This is a genomic window from Nocardiopsis gilva YIM 90087 (assembly GCF_002263495.1).
Lineage (GTDB): Bacteria > Actinomycetota > Actinomycetes > Streptosporangiales > Streptosporangiaceae > Nocardiopsis_C > Nocardiopsis_C gilva.
This window is the reverse complement of sequence record NZ_CP022753.1, coordinates 1,305,064-1,322,925: the sequence shown is the minus strand read 5'-3', so window position 1 is coordinate 1,322,925 and position 17,862 is coordinate 1,305,064. Positions and strand designations below refer to the sequence as shown.

Below are 17,862 nucleotides of genomic sequence, written 5' to 3'. Positions count from 1 at the left end.
GTCGGTCCGGGTAGATGCGCGGAGCAGCGGGACCGGCGCTCGCAGGGCGGCGGGCCGCCTGGTCACCGGGCGGTCTCGCGGTCGGGGTCCGGATCGGAGTCGCCACCGAGTTCACGCACCCGCTCGTCGAGGATGGCCACCTGGTCGCAGAGCGCCTCGATCTTGGCCATGAGCTGGTCGTGCAGGTGCTGTTCGATCTCCTGGTCCTCCTCCCAGCGCCCGCTGTCGACCTCGTCCTGCAGCGACGTGACGATGACACCGATGATCAGGTTGAGCACGACGAACGCGCTGATCACGATGACCACGACGAAGTAGAGCCAGGCGTAGGGCGCCTGGTCGATCACCGCGTCGGAGACCTCGGGCCAGTCCTCGGTGGTGAGCAGTCGGAACACGGTGTACAGGGCGACACCGACATTGCCGAAGAACTCCGGGGCGATCTCCTTGAAGAGGTTCGCGCCCATCACCGCCGACGTGTAGATGATCACGAAGAGCAGCGCGATGACCGTGCCGAGGCCGGGCACCGCGCGAAACAGCGCGTTGACAATGGTGCGCATCTGCGGGATTACGCTGATCAGCCGGAGCAGGCGCAGCGTCCGCACAACGGAGAACCCCGAAGTGGCGGGAATGAGGGAGACGCCCACCACGATGACGTCGAACCAGTTCCAGGGTTCGCGAAAGAACGCCCCGCCGCGGGCGGAGAATTTGAGCAGCAGTTCGACGACGAAGAAACCCACGAAGACGTGTTCGGCCATCGCGAAGAGCGTGGTGAACTGATCCGCGTGCGCATCGTAGGTCTGCATCCCGAGGACCGCGCCGTTGAGCATGATCATCGTGATGACCGCGTTCTGGAACCACCCGGCGTCGACGATCCGGCGAGCCCCGTCCCGGAACGCACCCACGGACATCCATTCCCCCATTCACCCCGGACACGGCGGATCTTCCACGGGCAAAGATCCCCGCCAACCCTAATGCCCGCTCTGCCGCCCGTCGGCGGGCCGCGAGCGGCTGCGCAGGGGGCGCTTAGACTGGAGCGGTTTCGCGGGGAGGTGAGCGCCAGGTGCGGGCTTGGCTGGGCGCGGCCTGGTGGCGGCCGCACGCAGTGGGGACCGCCGTTGCCGCGGTCCTGCTGTTCGTGATCACGGTGCAGGTCATCGGCTATGGGCCGGTCACCTCGTTCGACGCTCCGGCGCACGCCTACTTCGACCCCCGCCAGCCGCAGGGCGTCGCCCATGTCCTGGCCGTCACGGCCGCCCGCCTCGGCCAGCGCGGCGTGACCATCCCCCTCCTGGCGATCGCCGCGTTCTGGGCGAGTCTCCGGTGGCGCGATCCACGTCCGGTTGTGGCGACTGTCACCGGCCTGGCGGCGCTCGCACTGCTGGGCACGGCACTCAAGGTCTACGTGGGGCGCACTCCGCCGGTTCTGGACGTGGACATCGTCAACGCCGGAATCGGCAACATCACCGCCTGGCTGACGACGACGGTGACCCTCGGCGCGACCCCCTTCGAGGGCTTCGTCTCCTACCCGTCCGGCCACACCGCCAACGCCGCGCTCACCTTTCCCCTGCTCGCCTGGCTGCTGTTCGGGGCGAGCGGCGTGCGTCCCGCCCCGCTGGCCCTGCGCCGCGCGCTGCTGGGCTCGCTTCTGCCCGTGGTACTGGTGGGGACGTTGATGGTGGTCCTCGACTACCACTGGGTCAGCGAGGTGCTGGGCGGGATGGCGCTGGGCGCCATCGTGGCCCTGATCAGCCGACTCGTGCTGGGGCCCGGCCGGTCCACCGCTGCGCCCGAGAAGCGTCGGCCCGTGGCCCGGGCCGCGGTCCGTGTGCCACGGGAGAGCGGTTAACCTGCTTAGAGGTCGAGGCGGCCACGATCGGTCAGTGAAGGGGGAGGCATGTTCAACATCGGTGCGGGTGAATTCCTCGTGCTCGGTGCCCTTGCGCTGCTGATCTTCGGCCCCGACCAGCTCCCGAAGGCCGCGGCGCAGGTGGGGCGGGTGCTGCGGCAGCTGCGCACCATGGCCGACAGCGCCAAGGACGACCTCCGCGAGGGCCTGGGACCGGAGTTCAAGGACTTCGACGTGCAGGACCTCAACCCCAAACGCTTCGTGCAGAAGCACTTCTGGGAGGCCGATGACGAGGGGGGCGAGGCGCGCCGTCCGGCCTCGCAGCTGAACGGCAAGCGGCCGCCGTTCGACACCGAGGCGACCTGACCGGGAAACCTTCGGGCCGATCCGGCCTGGCCTCGTCCGGCGAACCGGCCGCGTCCGTGGCCGTCACCCACCTCAGCCGAACATCAGCACGAGGAACAGGCCCAGCCCCAGCACGATCACCGAGCCGATCATCACCATCGGAGATCCCACGGTCGCGATGAGCAGCTCGGCCGCCAGCGATCCACCGAGTGCGGCGGCGACCCACGGCCAGCGCGGGGTCGGCTCCCAGTCGTTGCGCCGCTCGCGGTAGGCGGTCACCACCGCGGCCACGCCGATCAGCCCCCAGAAGGTCAGGTGCCAGTAGGCCCGGGTGACCTCCTCGATGTAGTCGGCCCAGCTCCCGAGGAACATGACGAACAGCACGGTGGCGGTGACCAGCCGCCAGTGGTGGCGGGTCGGCTCGACGGGGATGGCCTTGCGCCGGGCCGGGGTCTCGCGCCGGAAGCGCTCGGCGGCGACCGGCGGCTCGTCCTCCTCCGCCTCGACGCGGTCCAACGGCTGCGTCGGCTCGGCCGGCTCCTCGGGGAGGTGGTAGCCGCCCGCCGCTTCGCCCTGGGGGTACTCGCGGCCGCGAGGGCCGGGTGTTCGCGGGGGGTGATCAGGGGTGGGGTCGTCCGGGAATCCGGGCACGGTCGGCGCTCCTCTCAATCTCGCCCGGGGTGGGGGTCACCGGGTCTCTTTCGAGGATGCCCCGGCTTGAGCCGGGGGGAGGAATCGAGCCCCTGCGGAGCAGGGCACGAACGGGGTTCGCCATCAGGGCGAAAGACCGCCCGCATGATCGGGTATTCGGGTATCGTGTACCCGTGCGTTGCGAGAACCAAGCGCGTACACCGTGTCGGTCGAGAACCAAGACGGCACAGAACGACCTAGCTTTGCCGTACCAAACCGGGCAGGTTCCGTCCCGGCTGGTGTTGAGGGATTACGACCTCTCAGGTCGCTGGCCCGTGGGGCTTCCTGAGCCAGGAATCCCCCTGCTTCAGCTGGGGGAGGGTTCAAACGAAGTGACTACCCGAAGGCGCCGTCCCGGAACCGTTGGGCGGCGTCTCACTCGCGCCTGTTGGCGGGCATCCCGACGCTCCGCCTTTTCTCCCCTCGCCCCGCGGCCCGGGGCCGCCCGGCGGGCGCGGCGCCCTCTCCCGCGTCGCACCGCGTCCGCCGGTCCGGGGCGGGTCAGCCGCGGTTCGGCCGCCCGGCCCCCGAGTAGTACCTGCGGTCCTCGCGGTGGTCGATCCTGGCGTCGCCGGTCAGCGGGCGGAACCGGACCACCTGCGGGTCGTGGTCGCTGACCTGTTCGTGGAACTCCGCGTTGGTCCGCACGACCTCGTAGCGGGCGCGCTCGCCGGCCGCCGGGTCGAGCAGCATGTGGTCCAGTGCCTGGGAGTTGCCGTCGTAGACGTAGTTGTACCGCTCCTCCTCGGGCAGGCCGAGCAGGGGGTTGTTTAGCCCGCCGTCGGCGGTCAGGATCTCCAGGGTCCGGGAGAACTGGAAGTCGTTGAGGTCGCCGACCACCATGACGTTGGCGGCGGGGTCCGCCGCGGTGAGGTCGTCGGTGAACGCCCGCACCAGCTCTGCCTGGTCGTGCCGCTGGATCTCGGAGGTGCGCTCGGGCGGCTGGTGGATGCCGTGCAGCGCCTGATCGCCGCGCTTGGACGCGAAGTGGTTCGTGACGATGAAGACGGGCCGCCCTTCGAACACGAACTCGCCGACGAGGGGCTTGCGGCTGCGCTGCCAGGCGTCGTCCCCCGGGGAGATCCGGCCGGGCGAGGCGCTGAGCCGGGCGCGGCCGTCAGGGCCTTCGACGACCTCGACGGGGGTGGTCGCGTCGCCTCCGTCGCGGTCGACGAAGGCGACCCGTGCCGGGTTGACCAGGAAGGCGTTGCGGATGTTGCCGCCGGGCTGCCCGCCGTCGGCGCCGTCCTCGGGGCTGACCTGCCGCCACTCGTAGGCGGGTCCGCCGGCGTCCTTGATAGCGGCGACGAAGCGGTCGAGCGTCCGGTCGGCCGCCACCGTGCCGTCGTTGACGGTGCCGTTGTTGTCCTGGATCTCCTCCAGCGCCACGATGTCGGGAGAACCCAGGTTCACGGCGACGCCCTGGGCCAGCCCGTCGAACTTCTCCTGTGCGTCGGTCGCGGAGAGGTTCTCCACGTTGTAGGTGGCGGCCGACAGCTCCCAGTCCCGGTGGTCGTCGGCGACGCCGCGCGGCAGCTCGTTGTCCACGTGCCGCCCCAGCGTGGTGGCCTTCAGCAGGTAGCCGCCGAACCGCCTGTAGTAGAGCGGGCCCTCGGTGATGCCGGCCAGCTCGTCACCGACGTCGGCCTTCGGGAAGGGCCGCTCGGCGAACGGGATCAGCGACTCGATCTTGAGCCGCCCGCTGTTGGGGTCGTCGTAGCCGCCGTAGACGGTGCCGCCGCGGGGACTGCGGTTCTGGTTCTCCTTGGTGGTCACCCACAGCGCGTTGTAGCGGTCGGTGGGTCCAACCACGGGCGCGTCGTCGACCCGCACCACCATGTGCTCGTGGGCTTCCCAGAAGTCCAGAGCGGATTCGTCGGGACGCAGCTCCAGATGGCTGATGTCCCCCTCGTGGTCGGGGGCGTAGGTGTCGGGGATCGTGTCGGAGTCGAGAACGACGGCCGCCGGGACCTCGGCGTCGGTGTCGACCACGGTCCAGTCGGCGTCGGTGAGCTGGGTGATGGTCTGCAGTCCGTCGCCGGGGCTGTACTCCGTGACGGTGCCGCTGACCCGGACGTCGTCGCCGGGGTCGACGTCGGGCGTTGTGGAGCCGGTGAACACGAACAGGGCCTCGCTGGTGCGCGGGTCGCCGTCACCGTCCGGGTCCTGGAACCAGAAGCCGCGGGCCGAACCGAACCGGTTGACCGCGGTGACGACGCCGGGAACGTCGGCGACGTCCTGCCCGGCGTAGGGGGACAGGCGTGTCAGGCCCTGGACCGCGTGGACGCGCGGGGTCTCCGCGGCGGCCGGGGACGCGGGGATGAGTACGGCGCCGAAGGTGAGCGCCGTGGCCGCGGCCGCCGAGATGAGCGGGCGCGTGTGTGAGAGAGCCACCCTCTCCTCCAAATCGTGTGGGGGTGCCCTCATCGTCGTACTACCGGGTAACTACTCGGGGGATGCAGCGTGAAGGTGGTGCAACGGATGCCTCGATTGTCGCAATCGCGGGGATTCTGCGCACCTAGGGCCGCACATGCGACGGGGCCGGCCCCGGACGATTCCGGGACCGGCCCCTGTCGGCCATCGGCGCCGCGGTGGCGCCGACTAGGCCCACCAGCTCCATCCTCCGGAGCCATCGAACAGTTCGTCGATCTCCATCCAGTCCACGATGGACTTCGCGGTTTCGGTCGTGGTTTCGGCCGTCGCGGCCCACCAGCTCCACCCGGCGAGCGCACCCCATCCGGGGTTCTGCGTTACGGCCGTGTCGTCCGCAGCAGCAGGGAAAGACGTCCCCATAACGGCAGCGGCCGAGATCGCCGCCACCGCACAGATCTTCTTGAGCACAGCGCACCTTTCGCTCGAACTTCGTCCATCCCCGTCCAATAAGATGACCTATCGGGCACACCAGACACAAGCCCCGGATGCAAATATTAACGGCGTTCTTTGACATTCTCTGTCATAGTGTGAAATTCAACCTGAACGCCGCAGGTGGCGGACCGTGCCGATGACACATCCAGGCACCATTGACACCGCATGAACCTGCGAGGACACGGCATTCGATGTACGGAGATGGGGGCGGCATCCATTCCGGAGAGCGAAAAGCGCGGTTGACCCGCGCCTCCCCGCCTCCGGAGCCGACTCGGCCGCGGTCGAATTTCACGCCTCCACCAGCGAAATTCCCCGGACTCAGGAAACCTAGCCCATGACAGCGGCTAAAGAGCGCCAAATATCCGGAAAAGTCACTACCTCAGACGCCGGGCTGCGCGGCGAGCCACTCGGAGCACACGCGGCCCCGACGCCTCGCGCACCCCAGGTTACGGTCAAGCACTCACCATATTAAGGGTCCTTAGACCCTCATGCGGCGGTATTGATTCTTACGGCGCGCTTCGGCCCGGATTGCGCAGGCGCCAACTAGGTAAATTATGGCCAAAAGTCGGTAATGCCGGAGTTCGCGCCAGGTCGGCGACCGCACCTCCGCGGGGCGACGGCCACGGCCAGCCCTATGCCTACAGCAGGCGCAGCTGGGTGTCGCGCTGCTTGCGGCGCGCGGCGGCCTCGCCGACGCTCTCGCAGACACTGGTGTCGACGTCGGCGAGGAACGGGGACCGGGCGCTTGGCCGGGTACTCCCCTGGCGCGCGCGTTCGGCGGCGTGACTCAGGAACAGGTGGCGCTGGGCGCGGGTCATGCCGACGAACAGCAGCCGACGCTCCTCGCGCACCTCCTCCTCGTCGTCCTCGCCGGGCGCGGCCCCCGGCCAGCGCAGCGGGAGCAGGCCGTCCTCGCACCCCACGACGAACACCACGGGGAACTCCAGGCCCTTGGCGGCGTGCAGCGTCAGGAGCGAGACGCGGTCGGCGCGCGGATCCCAGGTGTCCACCTCGACGCCGAGCGCCAGCTCGTCGCGGAACCGCGCCATGTCGGCACCGCACTCCTCGGCCCGCGGCTTGAGCAGGTCGACGGCGGTGTGGATGTCCACGGCCGCCTCCTCCCGCTCCGCGTGCGGGATCCGCTCGATGACGGTGTCGGCGGCGCGCAGCAGGCGCTCCGTGACGGAGGCCACCACCGATGCCGCGCCCGCCGTCGGGGCGAACGCCAGCTCGGCGAGGATCGGCCGCACCCCCGGCCGATCGGTGATCCGGTCATGCGACCGCTTCTGGAAGGGCAGCCCGGCACGGGTCAGCCCCTCCATCACGGCGTTGGCCTGGCGGTCGGTCCGGTACAGGACGGCGAAGTCGGAGAAGCCCAGCCCGTGGGTCTCGTCGGTGGTGATCCGTCCGCTGTCGAACGAGTGGAACGACGCGCCGCCCAGCAGCAGCTCGATCGTGCGCGCGACGGACGACGCCTCGGCCCGCTCGTTGGCGGCGGAGTGCACCCCGACCCGGGCTGCGTCTGTGTCCGCGTCTCCGTGATCGCCCATCGGCCGCAGCTCGCGCTCGGGTACCAGGGTCGTCGGGCTGATCGCCTGGAGGGAGGCGGTCAGGATGTTCGCGCTGGACCGGTAGTTGCGCGTGAGCTGCACCGCGCGGGCGCTCGGGAAGTCCTCCCGGAAGCGGAGGAAGAAGCCGACGTCCGCGCCGCGGAACCGGTAGATGGCCTGGTCGGGGTCGCCGATCGCGGTGAGGTTGCCGTCGGCGGGCGCGAGCAGGCGCAGCAGCCGGTACTGCCGGTCGTCGACGTCCTGGTACTCGTCGACCGAGATCCACCGGAAGCGGTCGCGGTAGGCGGCGGCCAACTCGGCGTCGGACTCCAGCAGCTCGACGGGGAGCGCGATGAGGTCGTCGAAGTCCACGAGGTCGCGCTGGCGGAGCGCCTTGGTATAGCGGTCCGTGGCATCGGCGAGCTCCGGAGGCATCCCCTCATCGGCTCCGCGTCGCCGGGAGCGCGCGCCGAGCAGGCGCCGCGCCGTCTTCTCGTCACCGGCCGCCTCCGTGGCCAGCTCCAGCTGACGGGCCTGGTCGGCGATGCCGAAGGACGAGGTGAGCCCCGCACGGTCGTGCAGCTCGCGCAGCATGCGCAGGCCGAGGGAGTGGAAGGTGGCGATGGTCAGGCGCGGCGCGTGCTCGGGTGCGAGCGCGGTGAGCCGCTCCGCCATCTCCTCGGCGGCGCGGCGGGTGAACGTGATCGCCAGGCAGTGCTCCGGGTCCACGCCGCGCTCGGCCACGAGGTGGGCGAGGCGGTGCGTGACGGTGCGGGTTTTCCCGGTCCCGGGACCGGCGATGATGAGCACCGGTCCGTCCGTGACCTCGGCGGCGGCCCGCTGGTCGGGGTCGAGCCCGTCGAGCAGGGACGCGCCGGGGTGATCGGGCGGCTCCGGGGCCTCCCTCGGCGGCTGGTCTCCGTTGGCCGCGCCGGCGTCGGGCGGCGTCGCGCCGTCGCTCCGCTCGGGACCGGGTGCCGGGGACTCCGCAGCGCCGGAGGAGGCGGACCCGCGTTCGGTCGCGGGGGCCTCAGGAGCCGCGTCCCCCGCCTTCCCCTCATCCGACGGCGCCGTCGGCCCGGAGCGTGCCTTGCCTTCGCTGGCCGCATCGGACGGTGGCTCGGCCGCCGGTTCGCGCCGTGTGGACTGCGGCTCGGGCGCCGCGCCGCCCGTGTCGAAGGGGAGGTCGTCGAAGAGGGAGGGGACCGCGGCGGTGCTCGCTCGCTTGAGCTCGTCGGGCTCGAAGAGCCGGATCACCCCGTATTCGCCGTCGTATCCGGCCTCGCGGATCACCTCTCCGCGCCGCAGGCGGCCCACGGCCTCGGCGAGGAGCGGCGAGTGGCGCTCGATGTCGTCGGTCGGCACGGTTTCGAGGATCGCCAGCTCGGGACCGAGCGCGGCGGTGAGCGTGTCGATCTCGCCGCGGACCTTCTTGCTCTTGGGTCCCACGCTGAGGATCTCGCCCATGACCTCGGGCAGCGGGACGAGGCTGCGAAAATCGGCCGCCCCCTCGGGCCGGGCGCCCGCCGGCCGGTCGGCCAGCTCCTCCACCCGGCTCAGCACGCCCACCGTGACGGGCTTTCCGCACACGGGGCAGGCCGTGCCGCGCTCGCGCGTCTCGCGCGGTTCCATGCGGACCTCGCACTTGCGGTGCCCGTCGACGTGGTACTTGCCCTCCTCGGGGAAGAACTCGACGCTTCCCTCGTGCCCGGCACCGGTCTCCAGGGCGCGCCGGATGGCGAAGTAGTCGAGCTCGGTGTCGAGCACCGTGGTCTCGCGGCCGAGCATGGGCGGCGAGTGCGCGTCGGAGTTGCTCACCAGCCGGTAGCGGTCCAGCCCGGAGATCCGCCAGTTCATGGCGGGGTCGCTGGACAGCCCGGTCTCCAGCGCGAAGATGTGGTCGGAGAGGTCGAGGTAGCAGTCCTCGATCGCGTCGAACCCGGCCTTCGACCCGAGGACGGCGAACCACGGCGTCCAGACGTGCGCGGGCACCAGGTACGAGCCGGCGCCGCTCTCCAGGGTGATCTCCAGCAGGTCGCGGGAGTCCAACCCGATGATCGGGCGGCCATCGGAGCCGAGATTCCCGATCCGCCCGAGCCTGCGGTTGAACTCCGCGGCCGCCTCGAAGTCGGGCATGTAGATGAGGTGGTGGATCTTGCGCGTGCGCTCGCCGCGCTTGTAGATGGTGGAGATCTCCACGGACAGCATGAACCGCACCGGCGCCGCGGCCATGTTCGGCGGCAGCTTGCGAACGATGTCCCGGTCCAGGTCGTCCCGCAAGCGGAACAACCCCGGCTCGGCGGGCACGAGGCTCTCCCGCAGATGGGCGAACCACGCCGGGTGGGTGAAGTCCCCGGTCCCGACGACCGCGATGCCCTTACGCCGCGCCCACCAGGTCAGATGTTCCAGGTCGGCGTCCTTGCTGCAGGCCCTGGAGTACTTCGAGTGGATATGCAGATCGGCATGGAAGCGCACGCGTGGAATCTTCCCACACCCCGAATGCCCGATGAGATGTGAATGGACTTCATTGACCGCGAATGGCGGTGGTATGCCCGGCCTTGTGTGACGACGATGACCCAACGCCCCGGGGATGGCCACCCGGAGAGCCGAGAGGCGCCTCAGCGGCGCCGACGGCACCCACGTCACCCCATCGCAGTACCGCACTGCTGTACCCAGCGAAAAAAGGCCGACTCCCGTTTCGGGAATCGGCCTTTTTCTGAGGTGGAGCTGAGGGGATTTGAACCCCTGACCCCCTCGATGCGAACGAGGTGCGCTACCGGACTGCGCTACAGCCCCTCAAGACGTGTACGACTTTAGCAGCTTCCTCGGGGTGGTTCGAACGCGTCACCCGCCGGTGGGGTCAGTCGCCCGCAGCGCGCAGGTGGGCGTCGGCGTACTGGTCGTAGACCTGGTCCCGGCGGGAGGCGACGTCGGAGAGGTCGACGACCTCGGCCTCGCGTGCGGCCTGTTCGCGGGCCCGGCGGGCGCGGAGGGCGGCACGGCGGCGGTGTTCGCGGAGTTCGGCGACGCGGCGTTCGGCGTCGGCCTTCGCGGCTTCCCGGAGAAGCGCCACGTGCCCCGCCAGCAACAGGGCCGGTGGGGCCAGAACCCACCACGCCCCCAGGCCAGATGCCACGGCGATGGCCGTGGCGATGAACAGGGTGGTCAGGCCGGTGGTGCGGCGCCTGCGGCGGGCGATGACGCGGGCCCGTCCGGGGACGGCAGGCAGCGGACGGGGGCGCGGACCGGGCCGCCGCGGATCGGCCGTGTCGCCGGCCTCGCCTCCGTCGTAGCGGAGCACCTGAGTGCGCTGGGAGTCGGGGTCGTCGAGGGGGTCACCAGCGCCGTCCTCGTCGACGCTCTCGTCGGCGGGGTCCTCGGCACCGTCCTCGGCTGTGTCGTCGTCGGCCCGGCGGCCGGTGCCGAAAGTGGGCTCGGCGGCGTCGCGGCGCATCAGCATCGGAACGAGGACGATGAGCCAGACCACGACAATGGCGAGGTACAAGGGAGAGCTGCTCATCACTCCTCCTCGTACCGCAGGTCACCGGACACTCTCTGACACCCGGCGACGCGGCGGCCCGTGCGTAAACCCTCACGGGAACCGACGGGGCAACCCGAGGTCACGATCCGCCGTCTGCGGCTTTCGCAGTACCGCTCACCAACCGCCGTCTCCCATGCGCCTTATGCACGTATGCCCGCATCGTCGATGCCTCTACGTTCCGCACCGTACGACCCGGTGTCCGTAAATGCGCAATATTCGGGCCGGAGTGTCGTGAGATTACAGTCTTTCCTTGTACCCAGATGTCTCCTCAGCGGGCGAATCGACGGTAGGAATCCGACAATCACACCATCCGTTGTTGCGACCCCACCGTGAGTTACGCGGTATGAGCTGAGGAAACGGCCTCCTCCTGGTTTTCGGTCAGTGGTGGTTCAGCGCCCTTCCTGCGGCGGCCCGGTTTCGCTGACATGGCGTCGGCGCCGCCACCGGGCGAGCAGTCCACCGGGAACGTCTTCGCACGTCAAGGCGTAGCAGATGTGGTCTCGCCAGGCACCGTCGATGTGCAGCTGGCGCCTGCGGATGCCCTCCTCGTGGAAACCGAGCTTCTCGGCGACGCGCCGGCTCGCCTGGTTCTCCGGACGGATGTTGGCCTCGATCCGGTGCAGGCCGACCGTGAAGAACGCGTGGTCGACCGCGAGCGCCACCGCCGTGGGGGTGATTCCCCGCCCAGCGTAGGCGCTGTCGATCCAGTAGCCCACCTGAGCGGAGCGCGCCGACCCCCAGACGATCGCGCTGATCGTCAGCTGGCCGACGAAGACCCCGTCGTAGGTGACGGCCCACGGCATCGAGATGCCGTTCCGGGCCTCCCTGCGGATGGCCTGGAGCATGGCGATGTACGGCGTGATGCCGGTGGTCTGCAGCGGCATCTCGGGATGGGTGGGTTCCCAGGGTCGAAGCCATTCGGCGTTGCGCACGCGCGTCTCACGCAGCGCCGCGGCATCGCGGAGCCGCAGAGGGCGCAGACCGACCGGCCCCTCGGCCAGGGTGATCGGCCAGCCACGGATCCGATTCACTTCCGTCCCTCCGATCCCGGGGTGACAAGGCCCAGTATTCCACCACGCCCCGCAGGTGGGCGGCGATCAAGCAATGTGATGACAAAAGGGACCCGTAGGAAACCGGAATAGTGGTCTGACCACCAAGGGTGATACCGGGCCGTGGACAGGCGCGAGGGCTGGTGTCGGCCTTAGGAGGTCCGGGGTGGTCGCCGCCGCGCATCTGGTCGATGGCGTGTCCAAGGACCGGCCGGAGCACCTCCATGCCGTCGCGCACGCCCCGCCGGAGCCCGGAAGGTTGACCACGAGCATGCGGTGACCGCCGCGCTCGGCGATCCCGCCAGGCCGCGGGAGAGCAGTGCCGTGGGAACGCCCTTGTCCCGCCCGGCCGAGCGCAGCGCCTCGGGATGCCCGGGATTTCGCGGACCAGCAGCGGGCGGGTGGCCTCCGGGGTGTCGTCCCCGGGGTCAGCCCGGTGCCGCCGGTGGTGATCGCGGCGTCGTAGCCCTCGGCCAGGGCGCGCCGCAGTGCCTCGGCGACCGGTGCGCCATCGGGCACCACCCACGGCCCCTCGGCCGCGAACCCGGCGCGCTCCAGCTCCTCCACCAGGATCGGGCCGGATCGGTCCGGGTAGACCCCGGCCGCGGCCCGGTTGGAGGCGGTGATGACGGCCACGCGGCGAACCGGAGCGGCCGCATCCGCCCCCTCTGCCCTGTCCGCACCCTCCCGGGCGGCGTGTCCGCTCATCGCGACCTCCGCCAGTGCCCGCTCTTGCCGCCGGTCTTCTCCTCCACCCGCACATCGGTGACGACGGCTTCGGGGTCCAGTGCCTTGACCATGTCCACCAGGCCCAAGGCGGCCGTCATCACGCTGGTGAGCGCCTCCATCTCGACACCGGTCCGGTCGGCGGTCCGGACGGTCGCGCTGATCTCCACCCCGTCGTCGCACACTTCCAGGGCGACGTCGACACCGTGCACGGCGATCGGGTGGCACAGCGGAACGAGGTCCGGGGTGCGCTTGGCCCCCTGGATCCCGGCCAGCCGGGCCACGGCCAGCGCGTCGCCTTTGGGCACATCACCGCTGCGCAGCGCGGTGACCGCCCCGGGCGAGAGCAGTACCCGGCCGGTCGCCGTGGCGGTCCGCGTGGTGACCTCCTTGGCCGTGACGTCGACCATGCGGGCCGCGCCGGAGTCATCGAGATGGGTCATTCCGGACGCATGGGCGCCGGAAGCGTGGGATTCGGACATGGCACGACCCTACGACGGCGGACCGGTGGAAGGGAGCGCCGCCCTGCGCATTTCGGGCTCGGGGCACCGGGTCCCCCACTCGCTCCGCCACCGCAGGAGCCGGGCGGCTCGGCGCGTACGGGCTCGCGCGGGCGGTGGCTCAGCCCAGTTCGGGCAGCTTCACGACCTCGACCACACTGCCCTCGGCAAGTTCGGTGACCTGCTCCGGGACGATGACCAGGGCGTTGGTCTCCGCCAGGGCGGACAGCTGGTGGGAGCCCTGGCGCGCGGCCGGGAAGGCGGTGAAGGCGACGCTGTCGTCGCCTCCGTGGTCGTACTCCAGGATCGCGCGCAGGTAGGAGCGGCGTCCGCGGGGCGAGGAGGCTACCTGCCGGGCGAGCCGGGCGCGCACCGTGGGCAGCGGCGCCGGCGGCAGGCCGCGCATCCGGCGCAGCGCGGGCAGGACGAAGAGCTGGAAGGACACGAAGGCGCTGACGGGGTTGCCGGGGAGGGTCACGATCGGCGTCTTGGATACGCCGATGGTCCCGACCCCCTGCGGCATGCCGGGCTGCATGGCCACCTTGTCGAACGTGACCGTGCCCGAGCGCGACAGCACCTCCTTGACCACGTCGTAGGCGCCCATGCTGACACCGCCGGTGGTGAGGATGATGTCGGCCTGGAGCAGGACGTCGTCGAGGGTGTCCAGGACGGTGGCGGGGTCGTCGCCGATGAAGCCGTGCCGGTAGGCGGTGCAGCCGGCGTCCTGCGCGGCCGCGGTCAGCATGAAGCTGTTCGACTCCCAGATCTGGCCCGGTCCGACCGGCCGCCCGGGTTCCACCAGCTCCTCCCCTGTCGACAGGACGACGACGCGCGGGCGCGGGTGGACCCGCACGGACTTGCGGCCGACGGCGGCGAGCACCCCCAGTTCGGCCGCGCCCAGGCGAACCCCGCCGCGCAGCACCGTCGTGCCCGTCTCGACGTCCTCGCCCGCTCTGCGGATGGCGTTGCCCTCACGCACGGAGCGGGTGATGGCGACGGTGGCCTGACCGCCGTCGGTCCACTCCACCGGCACCACCGCCGTGGCCCCCGAGGGCACTGGGGCCCCGGTCATGATGCGCGCGCAGTACCCGGAGCGGATCGCGTTGGCGGAGGGGTCCCCGGCCGGGATGTCCGCGACCACCGGGAGCTGGACGGGGTCCTGCTCCGATGCGCTAGCGAGGTCGGTCGCCACCACCGCGTAGCCGTCCATCGAGGAGTTGTCGAATCTCGGCAGCGAGACCGGTGAGGCCACCGGTTCGGCCAGCACGCCGCCGTGTGCCCGCAGGAGGTCCAGCTCGATGGGGTCGAGCGGCTCAACCAGGTCCAGGACATCGGAGATGTGCTCTTCGACGGTCTTCATCGGCGTTCCCTCACCCGTTGCCGTGGTCGGCCGCGCGGCTGATGCCGCGGTGGCCGCTGTCTCTCAGCTCCGCTGCTTCGCCACGAACTCGCGCAGCCACGGCAGGAGCTCCGCGGCGAGGTCGGGGCGGGCACATGCGAATTCCACCACAGTGCGAAGGTAATCGACCTTGTTGCCGGTGTCGTAGCGGTGTCCGCGGAACAGTACGCCGTGAACGGGGCCGCCGTCCTCGGGCTTGCGCTTGGCCAGCTCGCGCAGGGCGTCGGTCAGCTGGATCTCGCCGCCGCGGCCGGGGGGCGTGTCGCGCAGCACGTCGAACACCATCGGGTCGCAGATGTAGCGGCCGATGATCGCCCAGCGGCTCGGCGCCTGGTCCGCCGGGGGCTTTTCGACGAGGTCGGTGATGACGACGACATCGTCCTCGCCGGTGGCCTCGATCGCGGCACAGCCGTACAGCGACACCTGCTCCGGTTCGACCTCCATGAGCGCGATGACGCTGCCGCCGTGGGTCTGGTGCACCTCGATCATCCGCTTGAGCAGCGCCTCGCGGCCCGCGATGATGTCGTCGCCCAGCAGCACGGCGAACGCCTCGTCTCCGGCGTGCGCCGCCGCGCACAGCACGGCGTGCCCGAGGCCGCGCGGTTCGCCCTGGCGGACGTAGTGGATCTGGGCCAGCTCGCTCGACTCGCGGACGGAGTTCAGCCGCTGGGTGTCGTTCTTGGCACGCAGCGCCTCCTCCAGCTCGTACGCGCGGTCGAAGTGGTCCTCGATGGAGCGCTTGCTGCGGCCGGTGATCATCAGGACGTCGTGGAGACCGGCGGCGACGGCCTCCTCGACGACGTATTGGATCGCCGGTTTGTCGACGATCGGCAGCATCTCCTTGGGGGTGGCTTTGGTCGCGGGGAGGAAGCGGGTCCCCAGACCCGCGGCCGGCACCACGGCCTTCGTCACCGGGGGACGGACGGCTTGCGAATCAGTCATGTCGGCACTGTACGACGCCTGGGACCTCCTGGGCGTGCTCTGACCTGCCCGTCCAGGTGATTGGCGCCGGTAGGAGCGCTATGTCCGGTCGGTGCGCGGGGAGACGTTCACCTGACTTTCGACTCTCCCTCACCTCCCGACACAGGGCTGCGACACTTCTGTGCCATGGACATCGAGACGAAACGGGAAATGCGGCGCACGATCACCGCGGCGCGGCGAGCGATGCCGGAGGCGCAGCGGGCCGAGGCGGGATCGGCGATCCGCGACGCCGTCAGCGCCCTGCCCGAGCTGAGCATGGGCGGAACGGTGGCGCTCTACTACTCCGTGGGGACCGAGCCCGACACGCGCAAGCTCATCACGACCCTGTGGAAGCAGGGCACCTATGTCCTGCTGCCGATCTACCTGCCCGGTGGGGACCTCGACTGGGCCGCATACGACGGGCCGGACAGCCTGGCCCCGGCCGGTTACGGGCTGCTCGAACCGACGGGGCACCGTTACGGGCCGGACGCGGTGCGCAGGGCGGCGGCGGTGGTCTGCCCGGCGCTGGCGGTGGACCACGCGGGGCGGCGTCTCGGGAAGGGCGCCGGATGCTACGACAGGGCGCTGGCGCGCGTCGGGCCGAACACGCTCACTCTCGCGGTGATTTACGACACAGAGTTCGTGGAGTCGGTGCCCGCTGAGGCACACGATCGGCCGGTGCGGGCGGTCGTGACGCCGCAGCGTGGGGTGGTGCACTGCTGAGACCGGCGGCCAGGTGCGGGCCGACGCGGAACAGGGCGGGGCGGAGGCGTGTTACAGGGATCGGCCTACTACCAGGAGCGGCACTCCACCACCAATGTCGCGGCTTTGCCGTGCAAGAGCGTAATATTTGGCAGTCGGTGGGCGAGAGTGCCAACAAGGAGGACCACAGTGCCTACGTACCAGTACGCATGCACCGAGTGCGACCACGGGATGGAGGTCGTGCAGAAGTTCAGCGACGACTCGCTGACCGTCTGCCCGCAGTGCGAGGGACGGCTCCGCAAGGTGTACTCGGCCGTGGGCATCGTCTTCAAGGGCTCCGGCTTCTACCGCACGGACAGCGCGACCAGCTCCGACAGCTCGGTGATGGCGGGCAAGTCCGGCAACGGCCAGGGCGCGTCGAGCGAGTCGGCATCGTCCTCCTCGTCCTCGGACGGGGCCGCGTCCACATCCTCCTCTTCATCTTCATCGTCCTCCTCCGCCTCGTCCTCCTCGGGCGGCTCGGAGAGCACGTCCAGCGCGCCCGCTGCCGCCGCGAGCTAAGCACGCACGCCACCCAAAGGACCGGGGCTCCCCATCGGGGAATCACCCCGGTCTTTCGTGTTTCCCGGCCACCGGCACACACGCTCGAAATCCGGCTGATCGACGAACCATCTCGACGCAACCGCACCCGGCCGGGCGGCCGCCATGGCCATGTCACGCCAGCGGTTCGTCAGGCGACCGAAAGGCGCCGGAGCCGACGATCGGGAACAGCACTCCACCCCACTCTCCGCCACGTGTCCCCGCCCTGTGGACACCGCCGACCTCCTCCCCCGCCGGTCGCCTACCGTCCCAGGCATGCTCACCGGAACGCCGCGCCTCATCGTCCGGCTGGCCCGTATACGGCGGCCCCTTGGTGCCCTGTGCGCCGTGGTCGCGCTCGCCGGGGCGGTGCTGCTCATCCGCCCGCCACCGACGCCGACCACCGAGGTGCTCGTCGCCGCCCGTGACCTCACGGCGGAGTCGCCCCTCGCCGCCGCCGACCTCGCGGTCCGCTCCCTGCCGTCGCGTGCGGTGCCCGACGATGCGCTGCGCCCGGGGTCCGAGCCGGTGGGGGTCGGCCTCACCGGCCCCATGCGGCGCGGCGAGGTGCTCACCGCCGCCCGGGTCGCCGATCCTCCCGCCAGCGAGTACGGCGCGGACATGGTGGCCGCTCCGGTCCGGGTCGCCGATCCGGGCGCGGTGGCGCTGCTGCGCCCGGGCAGCAGGGTCGACATCCTGTCCGCGGCGTCCGCGGCCGTGGCCGACCTCGACGTCGCCCCCGCCCGCAGCGCCGAACGCGTGGTAATGGACCGCCCGGTCATCGCGGTCCCAGAGGAACCCGATTCGGGTTCCGGAGAGGCGGGAGCCCTGATCCTGGTGGCGGTCACCGACGAGGAGGCACGGGTTCTGGCAGGTCGGGCGGCTGCCGAGCGGCTGTCCATAACAATCCGAGGTTGACCCGTAATCTTCGGCGGTAGATCCTGGCCAGGCGTTTTACCAGTGTGGCGCAGCATGGCCCATGTGGACCGTGTGACTCCACCGGGCGCACGACACAACCCCCAGTGGGCACCCGCGGCGAGCGCGTCCCCCGAATTCCCCTTCGGTCCGGGCGCCGTCGCGGCCGGTGCCCGCACCCGTCAATCAGCGATCAGT

At 70.6% G+C, this 17,862-nt stretch carries 16 protein-coding genes and 1 tRNA gene; 5 read left to right on the top strand and 12 right to left on the bottom strand.

Going from position 1 to position 17,862, the window contains the following annotated elements; genetic code table 11:
- Window positions 1–62: 62 nt before the first annotated feature.
- Complete coding sequence (locus CDO52_RS06310) at window positions 63–905, bottom strand: ion transporter (RefSeq protein WP_017619969.1); 843 nt, start codon at window positions 903–905, stop codon at window positions 63–65.
- 152 nt (window positions 906–1,057) lie between these two features.
- On the opposite strand from CDO52_RS06310, the gene CDO52_RS06305 reads away from it, so the two are divergent.
- A complete protein-coding gene (locus tag CDO52_RS06305; protein WP_086003453.1) occupies window positions 1,058–1,843 on the top strand; it encodes a phosphatase PAP2 family protein in 786 nt (261 codons plus the stop codon).
- A 48-nt stretch (window positions 1,844–1,891) separates the two neighbouring features.
- Window positions 1,892–2,209, top strand: coding sequence for a sec-independent translocase (locus tag CDO52_RS06300; RefSeq protein WP_017619971.1), 318 nt, complete (start codon window positions 1,892–1,894; stop codon window positions 2,207–2,209).
- A 72-nt stretch (window positions 2,210–2,281) separates the two neighbouring features.
- Here CDO52_RS06300 and CDO52_RS06295 read toward each other — a convergent pair whose 3' ends face one another.
- The 11 genes from CDO52_RS06295 to galU all read right to left on the bottom strand — a co-directional run bounded on the left by CDO52_RS06295 (window position 2,282) and on the right by galU (window position 15,450).
- Window positions 2,282–2,839 carry a hypothetical protein gene (locus CDO52_RS06295; RefSeq protein ID WP_094932256.1) on the bottom strand — a complete coding sequence of 186 codons (558 nt, stop codon included), beginning with the start codon at window positions 2,837–2,839 and terminating at the stop codon, window positions 2,282–2,284.
- A 540-nt stretch (window positions 2,840–3,379) separates the two neighbouring features.
- On the bottom strand, window positions 3,380–5,305 hold the full coding sequence (locus CDO52_RS06290; RefSeq protein WP_198345832.1) for an endonuclease/exonuclease/phosphatase family protein: 1,926 nt from the start codon (window positions 5,303–5,305) through the stop codon (window positions 3,380–3,382).
- A 174-nt stretch (window positions 5,306–5,479) separates the two neighbouring features.
- Window positions 5,480–5,719, bottom strand: coding sequence for a hypothetical protein (locus CDO52_RS06285; protein WP_017619975.1), 240 nt, complete (start codon window positions 5,717–5,719; stop codon window positions 5,480–5,482).
- Window positions 5,720–6,381: 662 nt separating this feature from the next.
- Entirely contained in the window at window positions 6,382–9,768 is a 3,387-nt protein-coding gene (locus tag CDO52_RS06280) for a UvrD-helicase domain-containing protein (RefSeq protein ID WP_017619976.1), read from the bottom strand.
- Window positions 9,769–10,015: 247 nt separating this feature from the next.
- Window positions 10,016–10,089: transfer RNA gene (locus tag CDO52_RS06275), tRNA-Ala, on the bottom strand.
- A 64-nt stretch (window positions 10,090–10,153) separates the two neighbouring features.
- Window positions 10,154–10,813: a divisome protein SepX/GlpR gene (gene sepX, locus CDO52_RS06270; RefSeq protein WP_026126033.1), complete on the bottom strand. Its 660-nt coding sequence runs from the start codon at window positions 10,811–10,813 to the stop codon at window positions 10,154–10,156.
- 410 nt (window positions 10,814–11,223) lie between these two features.
- Complete coding sequence (locus CDO52_RS06265) at window positions 11,224–11,865, bottom strand: GNAT family N-acetyltransferase (protein WP_017619977.1); 642 nt, start codon at window positions 11,863–11,865, stop codon at window positions 11,224–11,226.
- A gap of 66 nt (window positions 11,866–11,931) precedes the next feature.
- Complete coding sequence (locus CDO52_RS06260) at window positions 11,932–12,591, bottom strand: molybdopterin-binding protein (protein WP_094932255.1); 660 nt, start codon at window positions 12,589–12,591, stop codon at window positions 11,932–11,934.
- On the bottom strand, window positions 12,588–13,091 hold the full coding sequence (gene moaC / locus CDO52_RS06255) for a cyclic pyranopterin monophosphate synthase MoaC (RefSeq protein WP_026126034.1): 504 nt from the start codon (window positions 13,089–13,091) through the stop codon (window positions 12,588–12,590). The genes CDO52_RS06260 and moaC overlap by 4 nt, the downstream gene beginning before the upstream one ends.
- Window positions 13,092–13,230: 139 nt before the next feature.
- Entirely contained in the window at window positions 13,231–14,469 is a 1,239-nt protein-coding gene (gene glp, locus CDO52_RS06250; RefSeq protein ID WP_017619980.1) for a molybdotransferase-like divisome protein Glp, read from the bottom strand.
- 63 nt (window positions 14,470–14,532) lie between these two features.
- A complete protein-coding gene (galU, locus tag CDO52_RS06245) occupies window positions 14,533–15,450 on the bottom strand; it encodes a UTP--glucose-1-phosphate uridylyltransferase GalU (protein WP_026126035.1) in 918 nt (305 codons plus the stop codon).
- Between the two features lie 189 nt (window positions 15,451–15,639).
- On the opposite strand from galU, the gene CDO52_RS06240 reads away from it, so the two are divergent.
- From CDO52_RS06240 to CDO52_RS06230, 3 genes are all read left to right on the top strand, one after another.
- The gene (locus CDO52_RS06240; RefSeq protein ID WP_017619982.1) at window positions 15,640–16,191 is read left to right on the top strand and encodes a 5-formyltetrahydrofolate cyclo-ligase; all 552 of its coding nucleotides are present in this window, start codon (window positions 15,640–15,642) and stop codon (window positions 16,189–16,191) included.
- Between the two features lie 168 nt (window positions 16,192–16,359).
- Window positions 16,360–16,731 carry an FmdB family zinc ribbon protein gene (locus tag CDO52_RS06235; protein WP_083919973.1) on the top strand — a complete coding sequence of 124 codons (372 nt, stop codon included), beginning with the start codon at window positions 16,360–16,362 and terminating at the stop codon, window positions 16,729–16,731.
- Between the two features lie 294 nt (window positions 16,732–17,025).
- The gene (locus tag CDO52_RS06230; RefSeq protein WP_017619985.1) at window positions 17,026–17,667 is read left to right on the top strand and encodes an SAF domain-containing protein; all 642 of its coding nucleotides are present in this window, start codon (window positions 17,026–17,028) and stop codon (window positions 17,665–17,667) included.
- Window positions 17,668–17,862 lie beyond the last annotated feature (195 nt).